A 23,463-nucleotide genomic window follows, 5' to 3' on the forward strand; every position below is an offset into this window, starting at 1 on the left:
CGCTCCCGTGTACCTCTCCCACCTCACCGTCGCGGACTTCCGGTCCTACCGCTGGGCCGACCTGGAGCTGACGCCGGGGTCCACGGTGCTGCTCGGGGCCAACGGGGTGGGCAAGACCAACCTCGTGGAGGCGATCGGCTACCTCGGCGCCCAGCAGTCCCATCGGGTCAGCTCGGACGCGCAGCTCGTGCGCTTCGGCCGGGACCGGGCCCGGATCGCCGGGCGCGTGCACCGCGGATCGCGCGCCGTCGCCCTCGAGCTGGAGATCCTGCCGGGCCGGTCCAACCGGGTGGCCATCAACCGCGGCGCCCCCGTTCGGGCGAAGGAGGGCCTCGGGATCCTGCGCACCGTGGTCTTCGCCCCGGAGGACCTGGGCCTCGTGACGGGGGAGCCCGGTGGCCGCCGTCGTCTCCTCGACCAGCTCATGGTGCAGCTGCGTCCGGCGCTCGGTGAGGCCGCCGCCGACTACGAACGCGTGCTGCGCCAGCGCAACGCCCTGCTCAAGGCGGGCCGCGGCTCTCGCCGCTGGGGCCCCGAGGAGGACGCGACCCTCGCCGTCTGGGACGAGCACCTCTGCGCCGCCGGCGCCCGCCTGCTGCACGGCCGCCTGCACGTGCTGCGCCTGCTGGCCCGCCCCCTCCAGGAGATGTACGCGGCGCTGACCAACGGCTCCAAGGCGGCGGCCTACGCCTACGAGTCCACCGTCCCGCTGGCCCGCGGCACCCACGCGGAGGTCCCGGCCGTGGCGGACCTGGCCGTGGACATGCGCCGGACGCTCGAGTCCCAGCGGGAGGAGGAGCGGGCGCGGGCGCTCACCCTGGTGGGTCCGCACCGAGACGAGCTCGCCCTCTTCCTGGGCCCGGCGCCCGCGCGCGGCTACGCCTCCCACGGGGAGACGTGGTCGCTGGCGCTCGCCCTGCGCATGGCGGCCTACGACGTGCTCGTGGCCGACGACCCGGACCCCGACGCCCGCCCCGTCCTGATCCTGGACGACGTGTTCGCGGAGCTCGACGCCGCCCGTCGCCGCCGCCTCGCCGCGCTCGTGCACCGGGCCGAGCAGGTGATCGTCACGGCCGCCGCGCTCGAGGACGTCCCCAAGGAGCTCACGGCCCACCGCGTGCTCATCCGCCAGGACGCGGAGGGCTCCGAGGCCGTGGCCGCCGCGGCCCCCGTGGAGGGCGACATCCGCGAGCCCCGGCGCGAGGGCGGGGCCGATGGCTGAGACCCCCGCCCCGTTCGAGCCGGACCGGCCGGACCTGGCGCTCGTGCAGCTGCGCCGGGTCCGCGAGGCCGCCCGGGAGCGGGGCGAGGCGCCGCTGCGGGCGCGGGGGACGGGCGCGGGCCTGGCCGGGGCCATGGCGGGCACGACGTCGGCCGGCCGGGAGCGGCCGGACCGTCGGCGCCCGTTCGGGGGTGCGGACCGGGACCCGGCCACGGTGTCCACCGTGTTCGGCCGGCTCATCCGCGACCGCGGCTGGTCCACCCCCGTGGCGGTCGGGTCCGTGCTCACCCGCTGGGCCGAGCTGGTGGGGCCGGAGATCGCGCTGCACTGCCGCCCGGAGAGCTTCGAGGACTCCGTGGTGCGGGTCCGGACGAGCTCCACCGCGTGGGCCACGCAGCTGCGCCTGATGAGCCCCGTGCTCCTGCAGCGCTTCGACGAGGCGCTCGGGCCCGGCGTCGTGACCCGCATCGACGTGGTGGGGCCCCAGGCCCCGAGCTGGCGCAAGGGGCCGCGCACCGTGCGCGGCGGCCGCGGGCCGCGCGACACCTACGGCTGAGTCCGCGGCCACCCCGCGCCGCCCGACGAGGTCCCGGACGCGGCGAGGCCATGGGCGCCGCTCTGGCGCGGTCACAGGGTCGGTGACGGCCCGGGAGGCATAGGCGGTCTCCTGCGCGCGTCCTGAGCCGTGTCCCTGGCCGCTGAGCGGGTGTTCTCCCGCGGCGGACCCCCGTCGATGCGGGCCCTCGGGGTGTCAGGCGGTACACTGGGACCAGTGAGAGGGGGCCGGCCGTCGTCCGTCCCCCGCCCCCGTGGATCTGCGGGAGCGTGTCGCGTGCCGGTCCTGTCCGGGCGGCGTCGCGCGCCTGCGCGCGGGTCGACCCAGCCGCCGACGTCCGAGGAAGTGAGCCACCCGTGGTTGACGCCATGCCCGAGAACCCCGCGGAGGAGCCGACCGCCGCGTCGGCCGCGCCGAACCCGGAGGCCGTGCCGGACGCCGTCGGGCAGCCCGAGACCCCCGTGAAGGACCGGAAGGTGCCCGGTGAGTACGGCGCCAGCGCCATCACCGTGCTCGAGGGTCTCGAGGCCGTCCGCAAGCGCCCCGGCATGTACATCGGCTCCACCGGCCCGCGGGGCCTGCATCACCTCGTGTACGAGGTCGTGGACAACTCCGTGGACGAGGCGCTGGCCGGCTACGCCACCGGCATCGACGTCACGCTGCAGGCCGACGGCGGCGTGCGCGTGGCGGACGACGGCCGCGGCATCCCCGTGGACCTGCACCCCACCGAGGGGAGGCCGACCGTCGAGGTCGTCATGACGATCCTGCACGCCGGCGGCAAGTTCGGCGGCGGCGGCTACGCCGTCTCGGGCGGCCTGCACGGCGTGGGCATCTCCGTGGTCAACGCGCTCTCCCGCCGCGTGGACACCGAGGTCCGCCGTCAGGGGCACGTGTGGCGCATGTCCTTCGCGGACGGCGGCGTGCCCCAGGGCGAGCTGGTGAAGGGGGAGGCCACGGACGCCACGGGCACCGTGCAGACGTTCTACCCGGACCCGGAGATCTTCGACTCGATCGAGTTCGACTACGAGACCCTGCGTGCCCGCTTCCAGCAGATGGCCTTCCTCAACAGGGGCCTGCGCATCACCCTCACGGACGAGCGCGTCCAGGAGTCCAACGAGGTCGTCGACGACGAGATCGCGGGCGAGGGCGCCGCCGGTGAGGACGTCGCGGAGAACGGCCTGGCGGAGGAGGCGGAGCAGGAGCCCCAGCGCCGCTCCGTCACCTACCTGTACGAGAACGGCCTGCTCGACTACGTCCAGCACCTCAACTCCGCCAAGAAGGTCGAGTACGTCCACGACGACGTCATCGCCTTCGAGGCCGAGGACGTCTCGGACGGCCGCTCCATGGCCGTCGAGGTGGCCATGCAGTGGACCTCCGCCTACTCGGAGTCCGTGCACACCTACGCGAACACGATCAACACCCACGAGGGCGGCACCCACGAGGAGGGCTTCCGCGCCGCGCTGACCTCCCTGGTCAACCGCTACGCGCGGGAGAAGGAGATCCTCAAGCCCAAGGAGGACAACCTCACGGGCGAGGACATCCGCGAGGGCCTGACCGCCGTGATCTCCGTGAAGCTCTCCGAGCCGCAGTTCGAGGGCCAGACCAAGACCAAGCTCGGCAACTCCGAGGCCCGCGGGTTCGTGTCCAAGGCGGTCACGGACCACCTCGGCGACTGGTTCGAGCGCAATCCGGGCCCGGCCAAGGAGATCATCCGCAAGGCCATCATGGCCTCGCACGCCCGCCTGGCCGCCCGCAAGGCCCGGGACAACGCGCGCCGCAAGTCCCCGCTGGAGTCCTTCGGCATGCCCGGCAAGCTGGCCGACTGCTCCTCGAAGGACCCCGAGCGCTGCGAGGTGTACATCGTGGAGGGCGACTCCGCCGGCGGCTCGGCCAAGCAGGGCCGCAACCCGGAGACGCAGGCCATCCTGCCGCTGCGCGGCAAGATCCTGAACGTGGAGCGCGCCCGCCTGGACAAGGCCCTCGGCAACGCCGAGATCCAGTCGATGATCACGGCGTTCGGCACCAACATCGGCGAGGAGTTCGACATCTCCAAGCTGCGGTACCACAAGATCGTGCTCATGGCGGATGCGGACGTGGACGGCCAGCACATCACCACGCTGCTGCTGACCGTCCTGTTCCGGTACATGCGCCCGCTCATCGAGGCCGGCCACGTGTTCCTCGCGCAGCCGCCGCTGTACCGCATCAAGTGGTCCAACGCCCCGCACGACTACGTGTTCTCGGACGAGGAGCGCGACGCCGCCGTCGAGGCCGGCCTGGCCAAGGGCTGGCGCTACCCCAAGGACAACGGGGTGCAGCGCTACAAGGGCCTGGGCGAGATGAACTACCAGGAGCTGTGGGACACCACCATGGACCCGGAGCACCGCACCCTGCTGCAGGTGACCATGGAGGACGCCGCCGCCGCGGACGCCGTCTTCTCCATGCTCATGGGCGAGGACGTGGAGTCCCGCCGCACCTTCATCCAGCAGAACGCCAAGGACATCCGCTTCCTGGACGTCTGAGCCGGACCCGCAGACCTGCCTGAGCCGACCACCCTCCTCGCCGTCGCGGGGAGCACGAGAGGACCCGCGTGAGCGACGAGACCACCCCCCAGACCCCGGACGAGCCCGTCGAGGGCGCCCCGACCCCGCAGACCGGCCTGGACATCGAGGTGGAGCACTACGTGCTCCCCGAGGGCGCCGCCGACAAGGTCGAGCCCGTCGACCTCGAGTCGGAGATGAAGCGCTCGTACCTGGACTACGCGATGGCCGTGATCGTCGGCCGCGCGCTGCCGGACGTGCGCGACGGCCTCAAGCCCGTGCACCGTCGCGTGCTCTACGCGATGTACGACGGCGGCTACCGCCCGGACCGCGCGTTCAACAAGTCCGCCCGCGTGGTGGGCGACGTGATGGGCAACTACCACCCGCACGGCGACACCGCGATCTACGACGCCCTCGTGCGCCTCATCCAGGACTGGGTCCAGCGCTACCCGCTGGCGCTCGGCCAGGGCAACTTCGGCTCCCCGGGCAACGACGGCGCGGCCGCCCAGCGCTACACCGAGACCAAGATGGCCCCGCTGGCCATGGAGATGGTCCGGGACATCGACGAGGACACCGTCGACATGCAGGACAACTACGACGGCAAGCAGCAGGAGCCCGTCGTCCTGCCCGCCCGGTACCCGAACCTGCTGGTCAACGGCTCCTCGGGCATCGCCGTCGGCATGGCCACGAACATCCCGCCGCACAACATGCGCGAGGTGGCCGCGGGCGTGCAGTGGTACCTCGAGCACCCCGAGGCCACCCGCGAGGAGCTGCTCGAGGCGCTCCTGGCCCGCGTGCACGGCCCCGACTTCCCCACGGGCGCCCAGATCCTGGGCCGCAAGGGCATCGAGGAGGTCTACCGGACCGGCCGCGGCCCCATCACCATGCGCGCCGTGGTCAACGTGGAGGAGATCCAGGGCCGCACGTGCCTCGTGGTCACCGAGCTGCCCTACATGACCAACCCCGACAACCTCGCCGCGAAGATCGCGGAGATGGTGCGGGACGGCAAGATCAACGGCATCGCGGACATGCGCGACGAGACCTCCGGCCGCACCGGCCAGCGCCTGGTGATCGTGCTCAAGCGAGACGCCGTCGCCAAGGTGGTGCTGAACAACCTCTACAAGCACACCGAGCTGCAGTCGAACTTCTCGGCCAACATGCTCGCGCTCGTGGACGGCGTGCCGCGCACCCTGTCCCTGGACGGCTTCGTGCACCACTGGGTGAAGCACCAGATCGACGTGATCGTGCGCCGCACCGCGTTCCGCAAGCGCAAGGCCGAGGAGCGCGCGCACATCCTGCGCGGCCTGCTCAAGGCCCTGGACATGCTGGACGAGGTCATCGCGACCATCCGCCGCTCGGCCTCGGCGGACGTGGCCCGCGAGGCCCTCAAGGAGCTCCTGGACATCGACGACGTCCAGGCCCAGGCCATCCTGCAGATGCAGCTGCGCCAGCTCGCCGCCCTGGAGTCCCAGAAGATCCAGGACGAGTACGACGACCTCATGGCGAAGATCGCCGAGTACAACCGGATCCTGGAGTCCCCGCAGCGTCAGCGCGAGGTGATCTCCGAGGAGCTCGCCGAGATCGTGGCCAAGCACGGCGACGACCGCCGCACCGAGATCATGGCCGGCTTCGACGGGGACATGTCCATCGAGGACCTGATCCCCGAGGAGGAGATGGTCGTCTCCATCACCCGCGGCGGCTATGTCAAGCGCACCCGGATCGACCAGTACCGGTCCCAGGCGCGCGGCGGCAAGGGCGTGCGCGGGGCGACGCTGCGCGGCGACGACGTCGTCGAGCACTTCCTGACCGTGTCCACGCACCACTGGCTGCTGTTCTTCACGAACTTCGGCCGCGTGTACCGCATCAAGACGTACGAGCTGCTCGAGGCCGGCCGCGACGCGAAGGGCCAGCACGTGGCCAACCTGCTCGCGTTCCAGCCGGACGAGCGGATCGCCCAGATCCAGCCGCTCGTGGACTACGGCCGGGCCCCGTACCTCGTGCTCGCCACGCGCGGCGGCCTCGTGAAGAAGACGCCGCTGCTGGACTACGACACGAACCGCACCGCCGGCCTGATCGCCATCAAGCTGCGTGAGGGGGACGAGCTGGTCTCGGCCCGCGTGGTCTCGCCCGACGACGACCTCATCCTGATCTCGCGCAAGGGCCAGTCCCTGCGGTTCACCGCCACGGACGAGGCGCTGCGTCCCATGGGCCGTGCGACCTCGGGCGTGACTGGCATGAAGTTCCGCGACGACGACTCCCTGCTGACGATGGACGTGGTGGAGGAGGACGGCTACGTCTTCACCGTCACGGACGGCGGCTTCGCCAAGCGCACCCACGTGGACGAGTACCGCCTGCAGAACCGCGGCGGCCTCGGCATCAAGGTCGCCAAGCTCGTGGACGACCGCGGCGAGCTCGCCGGCGGTCTCGTGGTGCGCGAGGACCAGGAGGTCCTCGTGGTGATGGCCTCGGGCAAGGTGGTGCGCTCCGCCGTCGCCGGCGTGCCGGCCAAGGGCCGCGACACGATGGGCGTGATCTTCGCCAAGCCGGACAAGCGGGACCGGATCGTCGCCGTCACCCTGAACAATGAGCAGGAGATGGAGGCGAAGGCGGACGCCGAGGCCGAGGCGGGGCCGGATGTACCCTTGGACGCAGACATCGACCCGACCGACCCCGTAGCCGCACCGGAGGACGCCCTGACGCAGGACGCCGGTGAGGGTGCAGACGGAGGAGAGCAGTGAGCACGTCCGCGTCGTCGCGTCCCGGCCAGGGACGGAGCACCGGGAAGGCCGCCGAGCCGCGGTCCGGCCGCCCGGTGCGCAAGGCCAGCGGGTCCTCGCAGGAGGACCTGGTCCGCGCCGTCCCGAAGGCCAAGGTGCGCCGCGCCCGCCTGGTGCTGACCCGGGTGGACCCGTGGTCCGTGCTGAAGCTGGCGTTCCTGCTCTCGGTGGCGCTGGGCATCCTCACGGTGGTGGCGGCGGTGGCGCTGTACTCGCTGTCCGACGTCCTCGGGATCTTCGACAGGGTCAACGACGTGATCGGCACCGTGCTCGGCTCCGAGGCCGGGCGCTACACCGTGGCGTCCCTGGCCCCGCTGAGCACCGTGACCTCGCTGGCCACCGTGCTGGCCGTGGTCAACGTCATCCTGCTGACCGCCCTGGCCACCGTGGCCGCGCTGCTCTACAACCTCTGCGCGAGCCTCGTGGGCGGCCTCGGCGTCACGCTGACGGACGACTGAGCAGACCCTCGACGACGCCCCGCGCGGATTTGCGCGGGGCGTCGGCGTTCCTGTACAGTCATCTCCTGTTGTGAACGGCGTCAGCCGTGAGCGACGGTGAGGGCGTATAGCTCAGGCGGTTAGAGCGCTTCGCTGATAACGAAGAGGTCCCAAGTTCAAGTCTTGGTACGCCCACTCCCACCACACAGAGCCCCGGTCCGCTGGGGCTCCGTTCGTCTCCGGAGGTCTTCCCATGGGTCGACTGGCACGCGTGGCCCTCGTGGTCAGCGCCGCGGCAGCCGCCTATGGGGCGCGTCTCTGGCGGGAGAACAGTGCGGGGAAGGACGTCTGGGCCACGGCCACGGACGACCTGCCGGAGGACGCCGACGGCGTCGAGCCGGCACCGGAGGACTGACCGGTCCTCACGGGGGCATGGCGCAATTGGTAGCGCACCTGCTTTGCAAGCAGGGGGTTAGGGGTTCGAGTCCCCTTGCCTCCACCGAAGAAGGGCCCGGGAGTCGTGAGACTCCCGGGCCCTTTCGTCTGCCCAGGGTGGCCGCCGGCGCCGGCACCGTGGGCAGAAACCGGCGACCCGGGGGCTCCTGGGGCACAAACCGCAGGACTTCGGGCCCCGTGGGCAGAAGAGAGGGCGTTTCTGCCCACGGAGGGACGGGGATGGCCTGCCCCGAACCCCCGCCGCCGGACCCGCCCACCGCGCCCACCGTCGTCGTGCGTGGTGTTGGATGGTCCGGTGAACACCACCATCGACACCCCGTCCCCCGACCGACCCGCCTCTGGGCAGGGCACTCCGGCCTACGCCCGGGTGCCCGCGAGCTACTACGACATCTTCGTGGGCGTCTTCATCGCCCTCCTGATCCTCTCCGGCGTCACCGCGGCCAAGCTCTTCTACGGCCCCACCGTCCCGGTCATCTCGGACCTCTTCTACGACGGCGGCCCCCTCATCTTCGACGGCGGCGCCTTCCTGTTCCCGTTCGCGTACATCGTCGGCGACATCCTCGCCGAGGTGTACGGCTGGCGCCGGGCCCGCCGCGCCATCGTCCTCGGCTTCGCGATGCTCGTGCTCGCCGCCCTCACCTACACAGTGGTCTCCTGGACCACGCCCGTCGAGGGCTTCGAGGTGTGGGACCAGGCCCTCGCGCCCATGCTGCGGATCACCGTGGCCGGCTTCGTCGCGTTCCTCGTGGGCTCCCTGCTCAACGCGTCCATCGTGGTCCGCCTCAAGGAGCGCATGAGGGAACGGCACGTGGCGTTCCGGCTCATCCTCTCGACCGTGGTCGGCCAGTTCTTCGACACCCTGATCTTCTGCACCATCGCCTACGCCGGCACCATCTCGCTGCTGGAACTGGCGAACTACACGGTGACCGGCTTCGCGTACAAGACTCTCGTGGAGATCCTCATCGTGCCGGTGACCCTGCTCGTCATCCGCGCCCTCAAGCGCCGGGAGCCCACCTACCGGGCACCCGGCTTCGAGATCCACCGCGACGACGATCCCGCCCTCGCCCCGGCCGCGTCCCGCTGACCCGCACGGGCCCCGGCGTCGGCCGCGCCGGGGCCCGTCCGTCGCGCGCACCCCGACCACCGACTACCGTCGGTGCCATGGGCAAGGACCTCTTCGAGCACGAGCAGCAGCAGACCCTCAGCCGCGAGCAGGCCGCCGCACGCCTGCGCGACCTCGCCGACCAGCTCTCCCGGCAGAACAAGGTGCGGATCGAGCACGGCGGCCGCGACGTCGTCGTCACCGTCCCGGACCGCGTGGGCCTCGAGGTGGAGCTCGAGGTCGAGGACGACGGCGACGCCGAGCTGGAGATCACCCTCAGCTGGTGACCGGCCCCGGGTCGGCCGCCCGGGGCCGCCTCCCCGCGCCTCAGAACGTCCAGGCTTCCCCGGGGGCCAGACGCCGGTAGTCGGTCACGCCCTCGGCGAGCCCCGAGAGCACCCCGTCCACCACGCCCTTGCCGTCCTCGCTGAGGATGCCGTCGTGGATGGGGCGGGTGTGCGTCGCCGCGATGGCCCGCATCTGGTCCACCACGTCCGCGATGCGCAACCACGGCGCCGCGGCGGGCAGGAGGAGCACCTCGACGTCGGCGTCCGGCACCGTGAACGAGTCGCCGGGGTGCAGCACGGCCCCGTCCACGAGGTAGGACACGTTGACCGGGCGCGGGACCTCGGCGTGGATCACCGCGTGCTCCCCGCCGAGCACCTCCACCCGGAAGCCGGCGGCCTCGAACGTCTCCCCGGGCACGGCCGTGTGCACGTGTCCGGCGTCGAGTCCCGCCTCCGCCAGCGGCCCCGTCAGATCCCGTGGCGCCCACACGTGCGCCTCCGTGCCGGCCACGGCCCTGGCCAGCTGCTCGGGGACCACGTGGTCCGGGTGGCCGTGCGTCACGAGGACGGCGTCCGCGCCGTCCAGGACCGCCGCGTCGCTGAACGCGCCGGGGTCGAACGCGAGGCGTCGGCCGGCCTTCTCGAGACGGACGGCCGAGTGGCCGAAGAGGGTCAGGGTCGTGCTCATGCGGATCACTCCTCCGCCCGGCGTCGGGATCCCGGGCGGTCCCAGCCTCCCGCGTGCTCCCGGCGGCGGACAAGGCCCGCGCCCCGTTCGACGGCGACCCACCGGCTCCCGCCCCGACCTGCGCCCGGACGCGCGCCGGCCCGCGCATCCTCGGCAGGACCGAGGGGGCGCGGGCCGGGCGTCGTCCGCTCAGGGCGAGGGGGAGCGGGTCAGCGCTGCTGCCCGGGCTGGACGCCCAGCACCTTCGCGTTGGCGGCGGCCACCGGGTCCGGGGTGGCGGTGTCCACCCGCACGCCCTGGCCCGCCGCGGCCGAGCCGGCCTCGGCCACGACCTTCTGCTGCTGGGCATAGGGGTTGTTGGCCTCCACCACCGGGATGTTCGCGGTGATCGGGCCCGGGACCGGGGCGGTCCACGGATCCTGCACCGGCTTGGTCAGGCGCCACAGGGCGTAGCCGGCGCCGGCGGCGGCGGCCGCCATGCCCGCGACGATCCAGGCGCGGCCGCCCGAGCGGGAGGCCCGGCGACCGGCGGCACGGTTCAGGTCCTTCTCGGCGGCGCCGGCGTACTGCTCGGCGCCCTGGCGCAGGCGCTTCACGATCGCCTTGTCCCCGGTGAGCTTGATCAGGGCCTGCTCCAGGGCGTCCGGGACCTCGACGTCGTGGGCGGTCTTGCGGGCGTGCGCGGCGCCGTCGGCCAGGCGGGCGGCGGCCACGGGGAGGACCTCCTCCTTGCGGCGCTGGGCGTAGTCGCCGGCGTCGGCCAGGCGGGCCTGCACCTGCGGGGCCACCTTCCCGCCCTGCTCCTGCAGCGCGGACAGACCCGTGGCGAGGAGGCCGGCGAGGGTCAGGCCGCCCGCGGCGGCGGCGTCCTTGGCCTGGCCGGCGCGGTCGCTGAACAGGGCGGCGGACCGCTGCGCGTCCTTGCGGGCGCCCTTGGCGGCCTTCTTCGCGTCCTTGCGCAGGCCCTTGGCGGCCTGGCGGCCGTCCCGGCGCAGCTGCTTGGCCTTGCGGCCCCCACGACGGCGGCCCTTCTTCGCGGCCTTCTCAGCGTCCTTGCGCGCCGCGGCGAACTGCTGCTGCACCTCGTGGCCGGCGTCCTGCGCCTGGGCCTGCAGGTGCTCGAGGAAGTCCTGGACGGTGTCCACGCCCTTGGCGACGGCGGGGGCCAGCAGCCCGTACTGGTGCGCGACGGCCTCGCCGGCCTTCCGCGCCCCGCGCTCGACCACGGGGCCGTACTCCTTCTTGGCGTCCTGGGCCTTGCGGCGGCCCTCCTCGGCCGCGGCGGAGCCGCCGATCAGCCCGTAGGCCGCGGCCACCTCGCTCCAGGCGCGGGTGGACTCCACCTTCGGGGCGGCCCAGTGGCGCAGGTTCTCCGCCTGGCGTGCGACGAACGCGTTCGCGCCGCCGTCGTGCTGGATCTCGTCGTGCAGGGTCGTGCGAGCCATGTGATGCCTCCCGTGAGTTCTGGATGGTCGTTGAACGCGGTGGTCCTCGAGGCCCAGCCTAGTGGCCGACCCCCGCCGTGGCACGGGTCCCGGCACGCCGGGAGTGCGTACGCCGATCGCGGAAGACCCGCCCCCGGACGGCGGGATCCGGACGGCCCGCCGCCGCGGATGGAACAATGGGGCGCATGGCGAACAAGACGCACACCGCGACCATCCACACGAACCACGGCGACATCGTCGTCGAGCTGTTCGGCAACCACGCCCCGAAGACCGTGAAGAACTTCGTGGGCCTCGCCACCGGCGAGCAGGAGTGGACCCACCCGCAGACCGGTGAGAAGAACAACGGCGCCCCGCTGTACTCCGGCACCGTGTTCCACCGCATCATCAAGGACTTCATGATCCAGGGCGGCGACCCGCTCGGCATGGGCATCGGCGGCCCCGGCTACCAGTTCGGCGACGAGATCCACCCCGAGCTGCAGTTCGACCGTCCCTACCTGCTGGCCATGGCCAACGCCGGCCCCGGCACCAACGGCTCGCAGTTCTTCATCACCTCCGTGCCCACCGGCTGGCTCAACGGCAAGCACACCATCTTCGGCGAGGTGAAGGACGAGGCCTCCCAGAAGGTCGTGGACGAGCTCAACGCCGTCGCCACCGATCCCCGTGACCGCCCGCTCGAGGACGTCGTCATCGAGTCCATCGACATCACCGAGGCCTGAGCAGCCCCTCGGTGAGCACCACCCCCTCTGACCCGCACGGCCCGGACTCCGCGGACGGCACACCCCCGGTGTGCCCGCGGCATCCGGGCCGTGCGGCGTATGTGCGCTGCGCCGTCTGCCGGCGCCCCGCGTGCCTCGACTGCCAGCGTCCCGGCTCCACGGCCGGACCGGTCTGCGTGGACTGTGCGTCCGGCGTCGTGGCCGGCCCCGGTCCGACGGCGGCCCCCGCCGCCGGCGCCGCCGCGTCGGTCCCGGCCCGACGGCGGACGGGCTTCGCCGCCTCGCCCGTCACCTGGATCCTGCTGGCGGTCACGGTGGTGGTCTACGCGGCGCAGTGGATGACCCGGGATCAGGCGTCCGGCGTGACCGAGGCGCTCTGGTACGCCGGGCTCTACACGTCCCCGTACGGCATGGAGCCGTGGCGGATGGCCTCCTACGCGCTCGTGCACGACGTCTCCGGCCCCACGCACCTGCTGCTGAACATGCTCGCGCTGTGGGTGATCGGGCGCGTGCTCGAGCCCGCGCTGGGCTGGTGGCGGTTCCTCGCCCTCTACGTGCTCTCCGCCGTGGGCGGTGCGGTGTTCGCGCTGTGGGTCTCGGACCCGCTGCAGCCCGTCGTCGGGGCGTCCGGCGCCGTGTACGGCATGTTCGCGGCTCTGTTCCTGCTCACCCGGGTGCGGGGCGGGCAGGTGCGCTCGATCGCCGTGCTGATCGGCCTGAACCTCGTCTTCTCGTTCCTGCTGCCCGGGGTGGCCTGGCAGGTGCACGTGGGTGGGCTGCTGACGGGCGCGGTCGTCGCCGTCGTGTTCTCCCTGGCCGGCGGGCTGCGGCCCGGCCGCGCGCGCGTGCCGTCCGTGGGCGCCCAGGCAGCCGGCCTCGTGGTCGTGGCGGCGGCGCTGGCGGCGCTCACGGTGCTCGGCGCCGCCCGGGTCACGGTGGCAGGCCTGCTCGGCTAGGCCGTCGTCCCCGACCGTCCCCGGAGTTCTCCACAGGCGGGTGTGCACTTCTTCCCACAGGGGTGTCCACACCTGTGGACAACTCCGGGGACAACTCGTCTCCGGGCCGGATCGTGCGGATCCCTCATCCACAGGGTTGTCCACCACTGTGGAGAACTACACGCGTGTCATTCGCTCCAGCGGGACATCATCAGGAACCCGACGAGCGCGAGGCCGAAGCCCACGAGGATGTTCCAGCCGCCGATCTGCACGATCGGGAAGAGGCCCTGGGTCAGGTAGTAGACGATGATCCAGAGCAGGCCGAGGATCAGCAGGCCGAACATCACGGCCTTGTACCCGGGGGAGAGGGGCTTCGGACCCGGGTCCACGTCCCCGAGCTCCGTCCGCACGGCGGAGCGGCTGCGGCGCGCGGCCTCGAGCTCCTCGCGCTTCCGACGGGCCGAGTCCTTGCGCTTGCCGGCGGGTGCTGCCACGGATCTTCTCCTCGGGTGGGGGGGGGTGGTGGGCGCCCCCACCGGCGGGGACCGGGGCGGGGACGGTATCCTGCTGACCTGCCCAGGACCGGGGTCAGCGACGTGCCCGGCCAGTCTATGCACCCCGCTCCCACGCGGCGGGGAGGAAAGAGCGCCCCCGTGCAGAGCCCCGAGGTCTCCGTCCTCGTCGTCGACAACTACGACAGCTTCGTCTACACCCTGGTGGGCTACCTCGAGCAGCTCGGGGCCCGCACCACCGTGATCCGCAACGACGAGGTCACCCCCGCCCGCGCCCTCGAGCTCGCGGCCGAGCACACGGCCGTGCTCATCTCGCCCGGGCCGGGCGCGCCCGCCGACGCCGGTGTCTCCCTCGACCTCATCCGCTCCGCCGCCGACGGCGGCCGCCCGCTCTTCGGGGTGTGCCTGGGGCACCAGGCCATCGCGGAGGCGTTCGGCGCCACCGTGACGCACGCGGAGTCCCTCATGCACGGCAAGACGTCCCTGGTCCGCCACGGCGAGCACCCCATGTTCGAGGGCGTCCCCTCGCCGTTCACCGCCACCCGCTACCACTCGCTGGCCGCCGTGCGGCCCACCGTGGACGAGGCGGTCCTGGAGATCACCGCCGAGACCGAGGACGGCGTCGTGATGGGACTGGCCCACCGCACCGCGCCCCTGTGGGGCGTGCAGTTCCACCCTGAGTCCGTGCTCACCGAGGGCGGCTACCGGATGCTCGGCAACTGGCTCGAGTCCGTGGGGCTCTCCGGGGCCGCCGAGCGCGGCGGCCGGCTCTCGCCCCTCGTCCGCCAGGACTGACCGGTCCCGGGGCCCGGTTCGCGGGTCGGACGGCGCCCCGGCCGCTCAGGTGGACGGCGGCGGGTCGATCGAGGGCTCGGGGTCCGGCGTCAGCGTCGGCAGCGGGTCCACCGGCGTCGCGGTGGGCGACGTGCTCGGCGGCTGCCCGGTCGGCTCCGACGGGGCCGCCGACGTCGGTGACGGGCTCTGCGTCGGCCACGGCGTCTCGGTCGTCGTCGGCTCGGGGCTGGGCGTGGCCGAGGCGGACGGCGAGGGTGACGGCTCCGCGCTCTCGGAGGGCTCGGGGCTCTCCGTCGGCGGGGGGCTCGGTGGCGCGGACGCCGACGGCGTGGGCTCGGGCGCCTCGCTGGATGGCGGGGCCGGCTCGGAGGGCTCGGCCGTGGGCGCGATCCACGAGGAAGCGGTCAGGGTCAGGGAGGAACGGTTGTCCACGCGGACGCCGGCGGGCGGATCCTGGGCCACGACCGTGCCGGTGTCGGTGGTCGCGCCGTCCTCGTCCTGGATCCGCACGCGCAGCTCGGGGGCGCTCAGCGCCAGCTGACGCCGCGCGTCCGGAGCGCTCATCCCCACCACGTCCGGCACGGCGACCATGCCGCTGGACAGGTGCAGCACCACGGAGGAGCCGGGCGGCACGTGGGTGCCCATCGCGGGGTCGGTGCGGGCGAGCAGCCCGCGCTCGAGTCGGCCGTCGTCCTGGTACTGCACGGAGGAGACGCGCAGGCCCAACCGTTCCAGCTCGCGGCGGGCCGCGTCCTCGGACAGCCCGTGCAGGGAGTCGGGCAGCGCGATGCCCTCCTCGCCGCGGGACACCCGGATCCGCACCTCGGCCCCGCGGGGCACCTCCGTGCCCGTCGGCGGGTCGCTCTGGGTGACGGTCCCGTCCGGGGCGTCGGCCATGTACGCGGACGAGACGACGGCCACCAGGCCTGCGTCCTCGAGCGCCGCGACCGCCTCATCCTGCTGCAGCCCCACCACCGTGGGCACCTCCACGGTGGTGCGCAGGGCCGCCGCGAGCCACGGCGCCAGGACCAGGACCAGCGCCACCAGGACCGCGCCGGCCGCCAGGAGCGTGCGCCGGCGGAGGCGCCGGCGCACGCGACGGGGTGTGGCCGTCGCCGACGCCGGCGTGTCCCCGGGCGGTTCGGGCCGGGGCGTCGCGACCGCACCGGGCGTCACCGGCTGGCCGGCCGTCACCGGGCGGGGGCCGTCCATGGCGGCGGCGGCGGCCAGCTGCGCGGCGGAGGCGGCGCCGGGCAGTCCCGCACCCGCGACGGCATGGTTCGCCGCCTGGGGGTGTGCGGCGTCCGGCTCGGCCGGGATGGAGGGCGTCGGCCGGGTCAGCGGGACCGCGGCCGTCGGCACGTCGGCGTCGTCGGCCCCGTGCTCCGCGGCCGCAGAGCCCAGCACCGCGCCGACGAGGGCGGGAGGGACGGCATCGAGCGGCGGGGTGTGACGGCCGGGGCCGGCGTGCGGATCCGCGGCGGCCTCCTCGAGGGCCGCGAGGAACGCGGCGCCCGTGGGGAACCGGTCCTCCGGATCCTTGCGCAGGGCGCGCAGCACCACGGGGTCGAACGCGGGCGGCAGGTCGGGGTCGACGTCGGAGGGCGCCGGCGGCTCCTCGCGCACGTGTTGATAGGCCACGGCCAGCGGCGTGTCACCCGTGAAGGGGGGTCGGCCCGTGAGCAGCTCGAACAGCAGGCAGCCGGCCGCGTAGAGGTCGGCGCGGCCGTCCACGATGCGGCCCGTCGCCTGCTCCGGGGCCAGGTAGAGGGCCGTGCCCACCACGGCCTGGGTCTGCGACGTGGTGGCGGAGGTGTCGGCCAGCGCATGGGCGATCCCGAAGTCCATCACCTTGACGGCGCCCGTCTCCGTGACCATGACGTTCGCGGGCTTCACGTCGCGGTGGACGATGCCCTCCTCATGCGCGTGCTCGAGCGCTTCCAGCACGCCCCGGGTCCAGGCCACGGCACGGTCCGTGCCCACGGCGCCCTCGGCGTGCAGGATCTCCCGCAGCGTCCGGCCGGAGACGAGCTCCATCACCAGGAACGGGCAGTCCACCGGATGGAGGCCGTCCTCGAGAGAGACCTCGCCCGTGTCGTACACGGAGACGATCGAGGGGTGGTTCAGGGAGGCCGCCGAGCGTGCCTCCTTGCGGAAGCGTGCCTGGAAGTGCGGATCGCGCGCCAGGTCCCGGCGCATCAGCTTGACCGCCACCGGGCGGTGTAGCCGCAGGTCCTCGCCGCGGAAGACGTCCGCCATGCCGCCGCGCCCGATCAGCTCACCGATCCGGTACCGCCCGTTCAGGATCCTCTGCTCATCCACAGACACGTCCGCGTGCCCGTCCCGCCCGCCGCTCAAGCGGAGGGCGTGGCGTCGGCGGACGAGGCCTCCGCACCACGCGCGTCAGCGGACGGGTCGGTGGTGGGCTCGCCCGTCGGTGCCGTGGACTCCCCGGAGGACTCCGTCGTCGGATCCCCCGTGGGCGTCGTCGGCTCCTCGGACGGCTCCGGCATGGGCTCCGGGTCGGCGGTGGCCGTCGGGGATTCGGCGGTGGGGGACGGGCGGGGCTCGTCCGAGGCCGACGGGCTCGGCTCGCTGCTCGGCTCGGTGCTCGGCTCCTCCGACGCGCTGGGCTCCGGCTCCGAGGCGGGCTGGGACGCCTCGCGGGTCGGCGCGGCGTCGGACCCGCCGGTGGCCACGATCAGCTGCACGTGCGTGTCGTAGCGGTGACGCTCGCCCTCGCCGGGCACCACGCGCACCACCTCGCCGTCGGCGCCGTCGGCGGACGGGTCGTCCACCCGGTCCACGGTGAAGCCGCGGTCGCGCAGCGTCTGGATCGCGCTCTCCACGGGTTGGCCCACGAGGCCCTCCGGGATGACGCCCTCCCCGGTGGAGACGGCCAGCGTGACGGTCTCACCGCGCCGCAGCGCCCCCACCGGGTTGATCTCCTCGACGGTGCCCTGCGGGCTCTGCGCGTCGCGGTCCTCCTCGCGCACCGCCAGGCCGAGGCCCTCGAGCTCGGTGCGCACCTCGCTCACGGGGCGACCCTTGTACGCCTCCGGGTCCACGTGCACGGACGACTCCTCCTGCGAGGTCGCCGGCGCTGAGCCGCCGACGCCGCGGTCACCCGTGAGCAGCGGCCACAGCAGCGCCCCCAGCAGGGCGAACACCACGAGCCCGAGCAGCGCCCACAGCGGCCAGCGGTTGGCGCGTCGCCGGCGGGCGGGCGCGGATCCTCCCCCGGCGGGCGGGCCCGGGTCCACGACGTCGCCCGGGCGGGTCTGCTGGTCGCGCACGGCGGCGATCTCGTGGTCGCGCGTGCGAGCGCTCGCGGCGGCGCCGAACGCACCGGCCGCGCCCACGGCCGCCGCACCGGCGGCGCCGGTGCCGCGGGCGGCGTCGTCGGTGCGGGGCTGGGCCGTGGTCACCGGCAGCGCCGCGGTGGCGGGGGAGCCGTCCGCCCGGGTGCCCTCGGCGCGCGGATGGGTGGTGCGCATGCCGTCGTAGTCCAGGGGAGCGGTCTCGGCGCCCGAGGGGTCGGTCACGCCCTGCTCCTCGAGGAAGACGGCCAGGGCGGGCACGGCCTCCACGGCGCCGCGGGTGTCCTTGCGCCGCAGCGCGTCGGCGGCGTCCGAGAGCGCGGCCGCGTCCGAGGGCCGCTCCCGGGGGTCCTTCGAGAGCATGCACATGATCAGGGCGCGCACCGGGGCCGGGACGGTGTCCGGCAGGGGCGGCGGCGTGTCGTTGACCTGGGCGAGGGCGATCGCGATCTGGGACTCGCCCGTGAACGGGCGATGCCCGGCGAGGGCCTCGTAGCCGATGATGCCCAGCGAGTAGAGATCGGAGGAGCCGGTGGCCTGCTGCCCCGTGGCCTGCTCGGGCGCGAGGTACTGGGCGGTGCCCATCACCTGGCCGGTGGCCGTGAGGGGGACCTGGTCCGCCAGGCGCGCGATGCCGAAGTCCGTCACCTTCACCCGGCCGGTGGGCGTGATCATGAGGTTGCCGGGCTTGACGTCGCGGTGCACGAGCCCCTGGGCGTGGGCCGCCGAGAGCGCGGCCGCCGTCTGCGCGATGATCCGCAGGGTCCGCTCGGGGGAGAGCACCTTCTCCTTCTCGAGGATGGAGGACAGCGGCTGGCCCGGCACGAGCTCCATGACGAGGTAGGCGGAGCCCTTCTCCTCGCCGTAGTCGTAGACGTTGGCGACGCCGGGGTGGTTCAGCAGCGCGGTGTGCTGGGCCTCCGCCCGGAAGCGGCGCAGGAAGTTGGGGTCACCCGTGTACTCCTCCTTGAGGATCTTCACGGCGGTGATCCGGCCCAGGACCTTGTCCCGCGCCTTCCACACCTCGCCCATGCCGCCGATCGCGATGCGATCGGTCAACTGGTACCTGCCGCCGAGGGTGATGCCCGATGTCGGCCTCATTCCGTGACCACCGCTTCCATGATTGCCTTCATGCCACTGACGACTGTCTGATGTCCAACCCCCGGCGGCTCGTCCTCCACCACGATCGTCACGGCCGCCCGGGGGTTCTCGCTCGCGTCGAAGCCGGTGATCCAGGAGTGCACGTTGCCCGTGTCCCCGACCTCGGCCGTGCCCGACTTCGCCGCGATCCGCACCGTGTCCGACTGCACGGATCCCAGGATGCCGTCCTCCACCGCCGAGACCATCATGTCCGAGACCTGCCCGGCCACCTCGGGGGTCGTGGCCCGGCCGCGCTCACGGGGGCTGAACTCCTGCACCGTGGTGAGGTCCGAACGGCGGACCGCCTTGATCAGCTGCGGCTCCATGACCACGCCGTCGTTCGCGATGCCGGCGGCCACCATGGCCATCTGCAGCGCGGTGGCCTGCACGTCCCGCTGGCCGATCGAGGACTGCGCCAGCGTGGCGTCGTCCAGGTCGGAGGGGAACACGGAGCCGGTCACGGGCAACGGGTAGTCGAAGGAGTCGTTGAAGCCGAACCGCTCGGCGACCTCCCGGATCCGGTCTTGGCCCAGCTCGACGGCGGCCATGGCGAACGGCGTGTTGCAGGACTGCGCCAGCGCCCACGTGAGGGTCTGACGCCCCACGGTGTTGCACGGTGAGCCGTCGTAGTTGGGCAGCTCCGTGGTCGTGCCGGGCAGCGTCCACGCGGCGGGGATGTCCACCGTCCCGCCCGGGGTGTAGTCACCGGACTCGAGCATGGCCACCGCGTCGATCAGCTTGAACGTGGAGCCGGGGGACACGAGCTGCTCCGCGGCGCGGTTGCGGTATGCGCTGGCGCCGGGGATCTGGTCGATCGCGGCCATGGCCGACTGCGCCTCGGCCGGGCTGTGTGAGGAGAGCGCGTTGGAGTCGAAGCCCGGCTTCGACGCCATGGCCAGGATCTCGCCCGTCGTCGGGTCCGTGACCACGGCGGAGGCGCGCACGCCGTCCGGGAGCGCGTCGTACGCCAGACGCTGCAGCTCGGGGTCGATCGTCAGCTCCACCTGGTCGCCCTCGGGCGTGGCACCCGTGATGATCTCCATGGCGCGGTCCACGAACTGGGACGTGGGGGTGCCGGAGAGCTGCTCGTTCATGGCCGCCTCCAGCCCGTCGGTGCCGTAGGTGAGCGAATAGAAGCCCGTGAGCGGGGCGTACAGCTCGGTCTCGTGGTAGACGCGCTGGTAGTGGTACGCGTCGCCGGAGGGGACGGACTCGGCGATCGGCTCGCCGTCCACGAGGATCGGCCCGCGCGGGGCGCCGAACTCCAGGAACATCTGCCGAGAGTTCAGGGCGTGCGTCTTGAGCTGGTCAGCGGCCAGCACCTGGATGACGGACGCAGCCAGCGCGAGCACGAGGAGCATGGCCGCCATGACGGTCCACGTGCGTCGGATCGCCTCGTTCACCGCTCCTCACCTCCTCCCGGGGGCACGGCGGCCGCCGGGAGCGCCGTGCCGGGGTCGAGGTGGCCGGCGCCGGGCCCGGACGCGTTGACCATCCCGTCCACGACCACGGGCCGGCGGGCGGCGTTCGAGATGCGCAGCACGAGCCCCACGATGATCCAGTTGGCCAGCAGCGAGGAGCCGCCGGCGGCGAGGAACGGCGTCGTGAGGCCGGTGAGCGGCAGCACGAGGGTCACGCCGCCCATCACCACGAACACCTGCCACGCCATGGTGAAGGCCAGGCCGGAGGCGAGCACCTTGCCGAACGCGTCGCGCACGCCGAGGGCGGCGCGCATCATGCGGGTGACGAGCAGGAGGTACAGGACGAGCACGGCGGCCAGGCCCACGAAGCCGAGCTCCTCGCCGATGGCCGTGAGGATCATGTCCGAGAAGGACAGCGGCACCTGGGTGGGGTTGCCCGCGCCCAGGCCGGTGCCCATCAGCCCGCCCGAGGCCATCGCGAACAGACCCTGGACCACCTGGTAGGAGCCGCCGAAGTCGCGATGGTAGATCTCGGGGTCGAAGGCCCTCAGCCAGATCTCGAACCTGGCGGTCACGTGCGGCATGAACAGGAACGCCAGCGCCGCGCCGAAGGCGATCAGGCCCAGGCCGAGGAGGATCCAGGAGGCGCGGGACGTGGCGATGTAGAGCATCGCCATGAACATGCCGAAGAACAGCAGGGCCGAGCCCAGGTCGCGCTGGAACACGAGCACGCCGAGCGCCAGGAGCCAGCCGGCCAGCAACGGGCCGAGGTCCCGGGCTCGGGGGAAGGTCACCGGGCCCACACGGCGGCCGGCCAGCAGGATCAGGTCGCGGTTCGCGGAGAGGTAGCCGGCGAAGAAGATGGCCAGCGTGATCTTGGCGATCTCGCCGGGCTGGAAGGTGCCGAATCCGACGTCGATCCAGATCCGCGCCCCGTACATGCTCAGGCCCAGCCCGGGCACGAGCGGCAGGAGCAGCAGCACGCCGGACGCGGCGAGGAACAGGTAGGGCCAGCGCCGCAGCACCCGGTGGTCGCGCACCAGGAACACCAGGGCGGAGGCCACCAGGACGGCCAGGACGGACCACACGAGCTGCGAGGTGGGGTTGGCCATCGCGGCGTCCTGGCTCAGCCGGTGGATCATGGCCAGGCCCAGCCCGTTGAGCAGGGCGGTGATCGGCAGCATGAACGGGTCCGCGTAGGGGGCCCGCAGCCGCAGGACCACGTGCAGCACGAGGGTGGCGGCGCCGAAGACGCCCAGCGGCACCCAGGCGGTGGAGTCCAGCGGGGCGTCCGTGCCGATCATGCCCAGCAGGTCCGCCCCCAGGGCGATGGCCAGGGCGGCCAGCAGCAGGACCAGTTCGATGTTCCGGCGCGGGCGTGCGGGGGAGATCACCTCGGTCACGGGGCCTCACCTCCCGTCGCGCTCGGGGACGACGCCGGGCTCGTCGGCGCGGTGGAGCCGGACGCGTCCGAGGGGCGGGCGGAGGACGACGACGGCGTCGTGCTCGGCCGGGCCCGCTCGGAGGGCTCACCGGCGGGGGCGGGGGCGTTCGGGTGCAGCGAGTCGCGCAGCTCGGCGACGATCTGCTCCGCGTGGTCCACGTCCCGGGCGGGCATGCCGGCGTTCACGCGGTCGCGTGCGTACGCGGGCAGCGCGTCCACCGGGAGGTCGGTCTGGCGGTCCACGTGGGACAGCTCGAGCGGGCCCAGCCGCTGGGAGACGCCCTTGAACACGGCGATCCGGCCGTCGTTGGCCCCCACGTAGTACTGCGTCTGGGTCCACAGGTAGCCCCACACGGCCACGGCCGCGAGGGTGAGGGCGAGCAGCGTGGTGAACACGGGGATGAACCAGCCGCGGCGGTACTGCACCGGGCGGTCGTCCTTTCCACGCCGCCGACGCGCGGCCCCGTCCTCGGGGCCGCCGGCGGGCCCGGCGGTCGCCGGGGCCGGGGTGGGGGCCGTGGTCATCGGCTCGGCGGCCTCGTCGGACGGGTGGTCGGCAGCGGTGGCGGCCGGTGTGGCGGCGGAGGAGGAGCCGGCGGCGGCAGCGGTGCCGCTCGGCGCGGCGGGCGGGACGGAGGCGTCCGGGCGCGGGGCGGCGGCGGGATCCGGCCCGTCCGTGAGGACGGCCGCGGTGCGCCGGGGACGGTTCTCCGGCACGGGCGTCTCGCCGAGCAGGGCGGCGGCACGGCGGCGCGTGGAGCTGCGGGTGACCACGGGGATGCGATCGGTCTTCACGGCGTTGGAGGCCGCGCCGACGAGCAGGTGAGGCCGTGCGTCCAGGTCCTCGCGCAGCAGCAGGCCGGAGACCGGGCCGACCTCGGGCGGGTGGGCGGCGGCGAGGGCCTGCTCGGACAGGTGGACGTCCGGGACGGGGGCCAGCTCCTCCGCCGTGCCCTCCGCGATCTCGAACGCCACCACGGTGACGTTGTCCGGGGCGCCGCCCTTGAGGGTGAGGTCCACGAGGGTGTCGACGGCCTGGTTGAGAGCCTCCGAGTCCCGCAGCACCTCGTGGATCTTCTCGGGGGGGACCACGTCCGTGAGGCCGTCCGAGCAGAACAGCCACCGTTCTCCGGGGGCGACGGGCACCTCGAACACGTCCAGCTCGGGGGAGGCGTCCACGTCGCCGAGCACGCGCATGAGCACGTTCTTGTTCGGGTGGAACGGGGCCTCCCCGGCCTCGAGGCGCCCCTCGTCGACGAGCTTCTGCACGAACGTGTGGTCCGTGGTGACCTGGGAGAACTCGCCGTCCGCGAGCCGGTAGGCACGGGAGTCGCCGATGTGCGCGATGTGCAGCGTGGTCCCCGCGAGCAGGCCGGCGGTGCACGTGGTGCCCATGCCGGCGAGCTTGGGGTTGGCGTGCACCAGCTCGTTGAGGATCAGGTTGGCGTTCTGGATCTCGTCCGGCAGCACCGTGGCCGGGTCCTCGTAGCCCACCGCATCCAGCGGGGCCAGATCCAGCACCGTGGACGCGCTTGCCACGTCGCCGCCCACGTGCCCGCCCATGCCGTCCGCGAGCACGGCCAGATGACGGCCCACGTAGGCGGAGTCGTCGTTCTTGGCACGGACGCGGCCGACGTCGGAGCGGGCGGCGTAGCGGAGGACGAGGGTCATGG

General features: G+C 73.3%; 19 protein-coding genes and 2 tRNA genes. 13 read left to right on the plus strand and 8 right to left on the minus strand.

The annotated features are described in order from the left end of the window. Positions 1 to 7: 7 nt before the first annotated feature. The 10 genes from recF to ACUW6W_RS05675 all read left to right on the plus strand — a co-directional run bounded on the left by recF (position 8) and on the right by ACUW6W_RS05675 (position 9,374). Positions 8 to 1,222, plus strand: coding sequence for a DNA replication/repair protein RecF (recF, locus tag ACUW6W_RS05630; RefSeq protein WP_454179915.1), 1,215 nt, complete (start codon positions 8 to 10; stop codon positions 1,220 to 1,222). Then, positions 1,215 to 1,778 (plus strand): DUF721 domain-containing protein, encoded by a 564-nt coding sequence (locus ACUW6W_RS05635; protein WP_036314430.1) that lies wholly within the window; start codon positions 1,215 to 1,217, stop codon positions 1,776 to 1,778. Before recF ends, ACUW6W_RS05635 begins: the two co-directional genes overlap by 8 nt. Before the next feature lie 368 nt (positions 1,779 to 2,146). Continuing rightward, on the plus strand, positions 2,147 to 4,297 hold the full coding sequence (gyrB, locus tag ACUW6W_RS05640) for a DNA topoisomerase (ATP-hydrolyzing) subunit B (protein ID WP_036314432.1): 2,151 nt from the start codon (positions 2,147 to 2,149) through the stop codon (positions 4,295 to 4,297). Between the two features lie 68 nt (positions 4,298 to 4,365). Then, positions 4,366 to 7,053: a DNA gyrase subunit A gene (gene gyrA, locus ACUW6W_RS05645; RefSeq protein ID WP_036314434.1), complete on the plus strand. Its 2,688-nt coding sequence runs from the start codon at positions 4,366 to 4,368 to the stop codon at positions 7,051 to 7,053. Beyond that, a complete protein-coding gene (locus ACUW6W_RS05650; protein WP_010079768.1) occupies positions 7,050 to 7,550 on the plus strand; it encodes a DUF3566 domain-containing protein in 501 nt (166 codons plus the stop codon). Before gyrA ends, ACUW6W_RS05650 begins: the two co-directional genes overlap by 4 nt. A gap of 100 nt (positions 7,551 to 7,650) precedes the next feature. Continuing rightward, positions 7,651 to 7,724, plus strand: a tRNA-Ile gene (locus ACUW6W_RS05655). Positions 7,725 to 7,782: 58 nt separating this feature from the next. After that, positions 7,783 to 7,944: a hypothetical protein gene (locus ACUW6W_RS05660; RefSeq protein ID WP_020624432.1), complete on the plus strand. Its 162-nt coding sequence runs from the start codon at positions 7,783 to 7,785 to the stop codon at positions 7,942 to 7,944. Positions 7,945 to 7,955: 11 nt separating this feature from the next. Next, positions 7,956 to 8,028 (plus strand) — tRNA-Ala (locus ACUW6W_RS05665). Positions 8,029 to 8,280: 252 nt separating this feature from the next. Beyond that, on the plus strand, positions 8,281 to 9,069 hold the full coding sequence (locus tag ACUW6W_RS05670) for a queuosine precursor transporter (protein ID WP_049145006.1): 789 nt from the start codon (positions 8,281 to 8,283) through the stop codon (positions 9,067 to 9,069). Positions 9,070 to 9,146: 77 nt separating this feature from the next. Continuing rightward, a complete protein-coding gene (locus ACUW6W_RS05675) occupies positions 9,147 to 9,374 on the plus strand; it encodes an amphi-Trp domain-containing protein (RefSeq protein WP_060973760.1) in 228 nt (75 codons plus the stop codon). A 40-nt stretch (positions 9,375 to 9,414) separates the two neighbouring features. Here ACUW6W_RS05675 and ACUW6W_RS05680 read toward each other — a convergent pair whose 3' ends face one another. Both ACUW6W_RS05680 and ACUW6W_RS05685 read right to left on the minus strand, forming a co-directional pair. Next, entirely contained in the window at positions 9,415 to 10,062 is a 648-nt protein-coding gene (locus tag ACUW6W_RS05680) for an MBL fold metallo-hydrolase (protein ID WP_069941254.1), read from the minus strand. Positions 10,063 to 10,271: 209 nt separating this feature from the next. Then, positions 10,272 to 11,507 carry a hypothetical protein gene (locus ACUW6W_RS05685; protein ID WP_060973758.1) on the minus strand — a complete coding sequence of 412 codons (1,236 nt, stop codon included), beginning with the start codon at positions 11,505 to 11,507 and terminating at the stop codon, positions 10,272 to 10,274. Between the two features lie 185 nt (positions 11,508 to 11,692). Between ACUW6W_RS05685 and ACUW6W_RS05690 the strand changes: the two genes are divergently transcribed. Together ACUW6W_RS05690 and ACUW6W_RS05695 are read left to right on the plus strand one after the other, a co-directional pair. Next, the gene (locus ACUW6W_RS05690; RefSeq protein WP_454179918.1) at positions 11,693 to 12,223 is read left to right on the plus strand and encodes a peptidylprolyl isomerase; all 531 of its coding nucleotides are present in this window, start codon (positions 11,693 to 11,695) and stop codon (positions 12,221 to 12,223) included. A gap of 11 nt (positions 12,224 to 12,234) precedes the next feature. After that, positions 12,235 to 13,179 carry a rhomboid family intramembrane serine protease gene (locus tag ACUW6W_RS05695; protein WP_230297379.1) on the plus strand — a complete coding sequence of 315 codons (945 nt, stop codon included), beginning with the start codon at positions 12,235 to 12,237 and terminating at the stop codon, positions 13,177 to 13,179. 167 nt (positions 13,180 to 13,346) lie between these two features. Here the strand turns inward: ACUW6W_RS05695 and ACUW6W_RS05700 are convergent, their stop codons facing one another. Then, positions 13,347 to 13,652, minus strand: a complete 306-nt coding sequence (locus ACUW6W_RS05700) for a cell division protein CrgA (RefSeq protein WP_036314444.1) — start codon at positions 13,650 to 13,652, stop codon at positions 13,347 to 13,349. 159 nt (positions 13,653 to 13,811) lie between these two features. On the opposite strand from ACUW6W_RS05700, the gene ACUW6W_RS05705 reads away from it, so the two are divergent. After that, on the plus strand, positions 13,812 to 14,465 hold the full coding sequence (locus tag ACUW6W_RS05705; RefSeq protein WP_002858195.1) for an anthranilate synthase component II: 654 nt from the start codon (positions 13,812 to 13,814) through the stop codon (positions 14,463 to 14,465). Positions 14,466 to 14,510: 45 nt separating this feature from the next. On the opposite strand, the gene pknB is transcribed toward ACUW6W_RS05705, so the two are convergent. The 5 genes from pknB to ACUW6W_RS05730 are packed head-to-tail and all read right to left on the minus strand — an operon-like array spanning position 14,511 to position 23,461. Continuing rightward, positions 14,511 to 16,787, minus strand: coding sequence for a Stk1 family PASTA domain-containing Ser/Thr kinase (gene pknB / locus ACUW6W_RS05710; protein ID WP_036314448.1), 2,277 nt, complete (start codon positions 16,785 to 16,787; stop codon positions 14,511 to 14,513). Between the two features lie 32 nt (positions 16,788 to 16,819). Next, positions 16,820 to 18,886: a protein kinase domain-containing protein gene (locus ACUW6W_RS05715; RefSeq protein ID WP_036314450.1), complete on the minus strand. Its 2,067-nt coding sequence runs from the start codon at positions 18,884 to 18,886 to the stop codon at positions 16,820 to 16,822. Beyond that, complete coding sequence (locus ACUW6W_RS05720) at positions 18,883 to 20,328, minus strand: peptidoglycan D,D-transpeptidase FtsI family protein (protein ID WP_036314452.1); 1,446 nt, start codon at positions 20,326 to 20,328, stop codon at positions 18,883 to 18,885. Before ACUW6W_RS05720 ends, ACUW6W_RS05715 begins: the two co-directional genes overlap by 4 nt. After that, positions 20,325 to 21,749 carry an FtsW/RodA/SpoVE family cell cycle protein gene (locus ACUW6W_RS05725; protein WP_036314455.1) on the minus strand — a complete coding sequence of 475 codons (1,425 nt, stop codon included), beginning with the start codon at positions 21,747 to 21,749 and terminating at the stop codon, positions 20,325 to 20,327. Before ACUW6W_RS05725 ends, ACUW6W_RS05720 begins: the two co-directional genes overlap by 4 nt. After that, entirely contained in the window at positions 21,746 to 23,461 is a 1,716-nt protein-coding gene (locus tag ACUW6W_RS05730; protein ID WP_136939875.1) for a PP2C family protein-serine/threonine phosphatase, read from the minus strand. Before ACUW6W_RS05730 ends, ACUW6W_RS05725 begins: the two co-directional genes overlap by 4 nt. Positions 23,462 to 23,463: the final 2 nt, after the last annotated feature.

Source organism: Micrococcus sp. 093350064-1 (assembly GCF_053627955.1).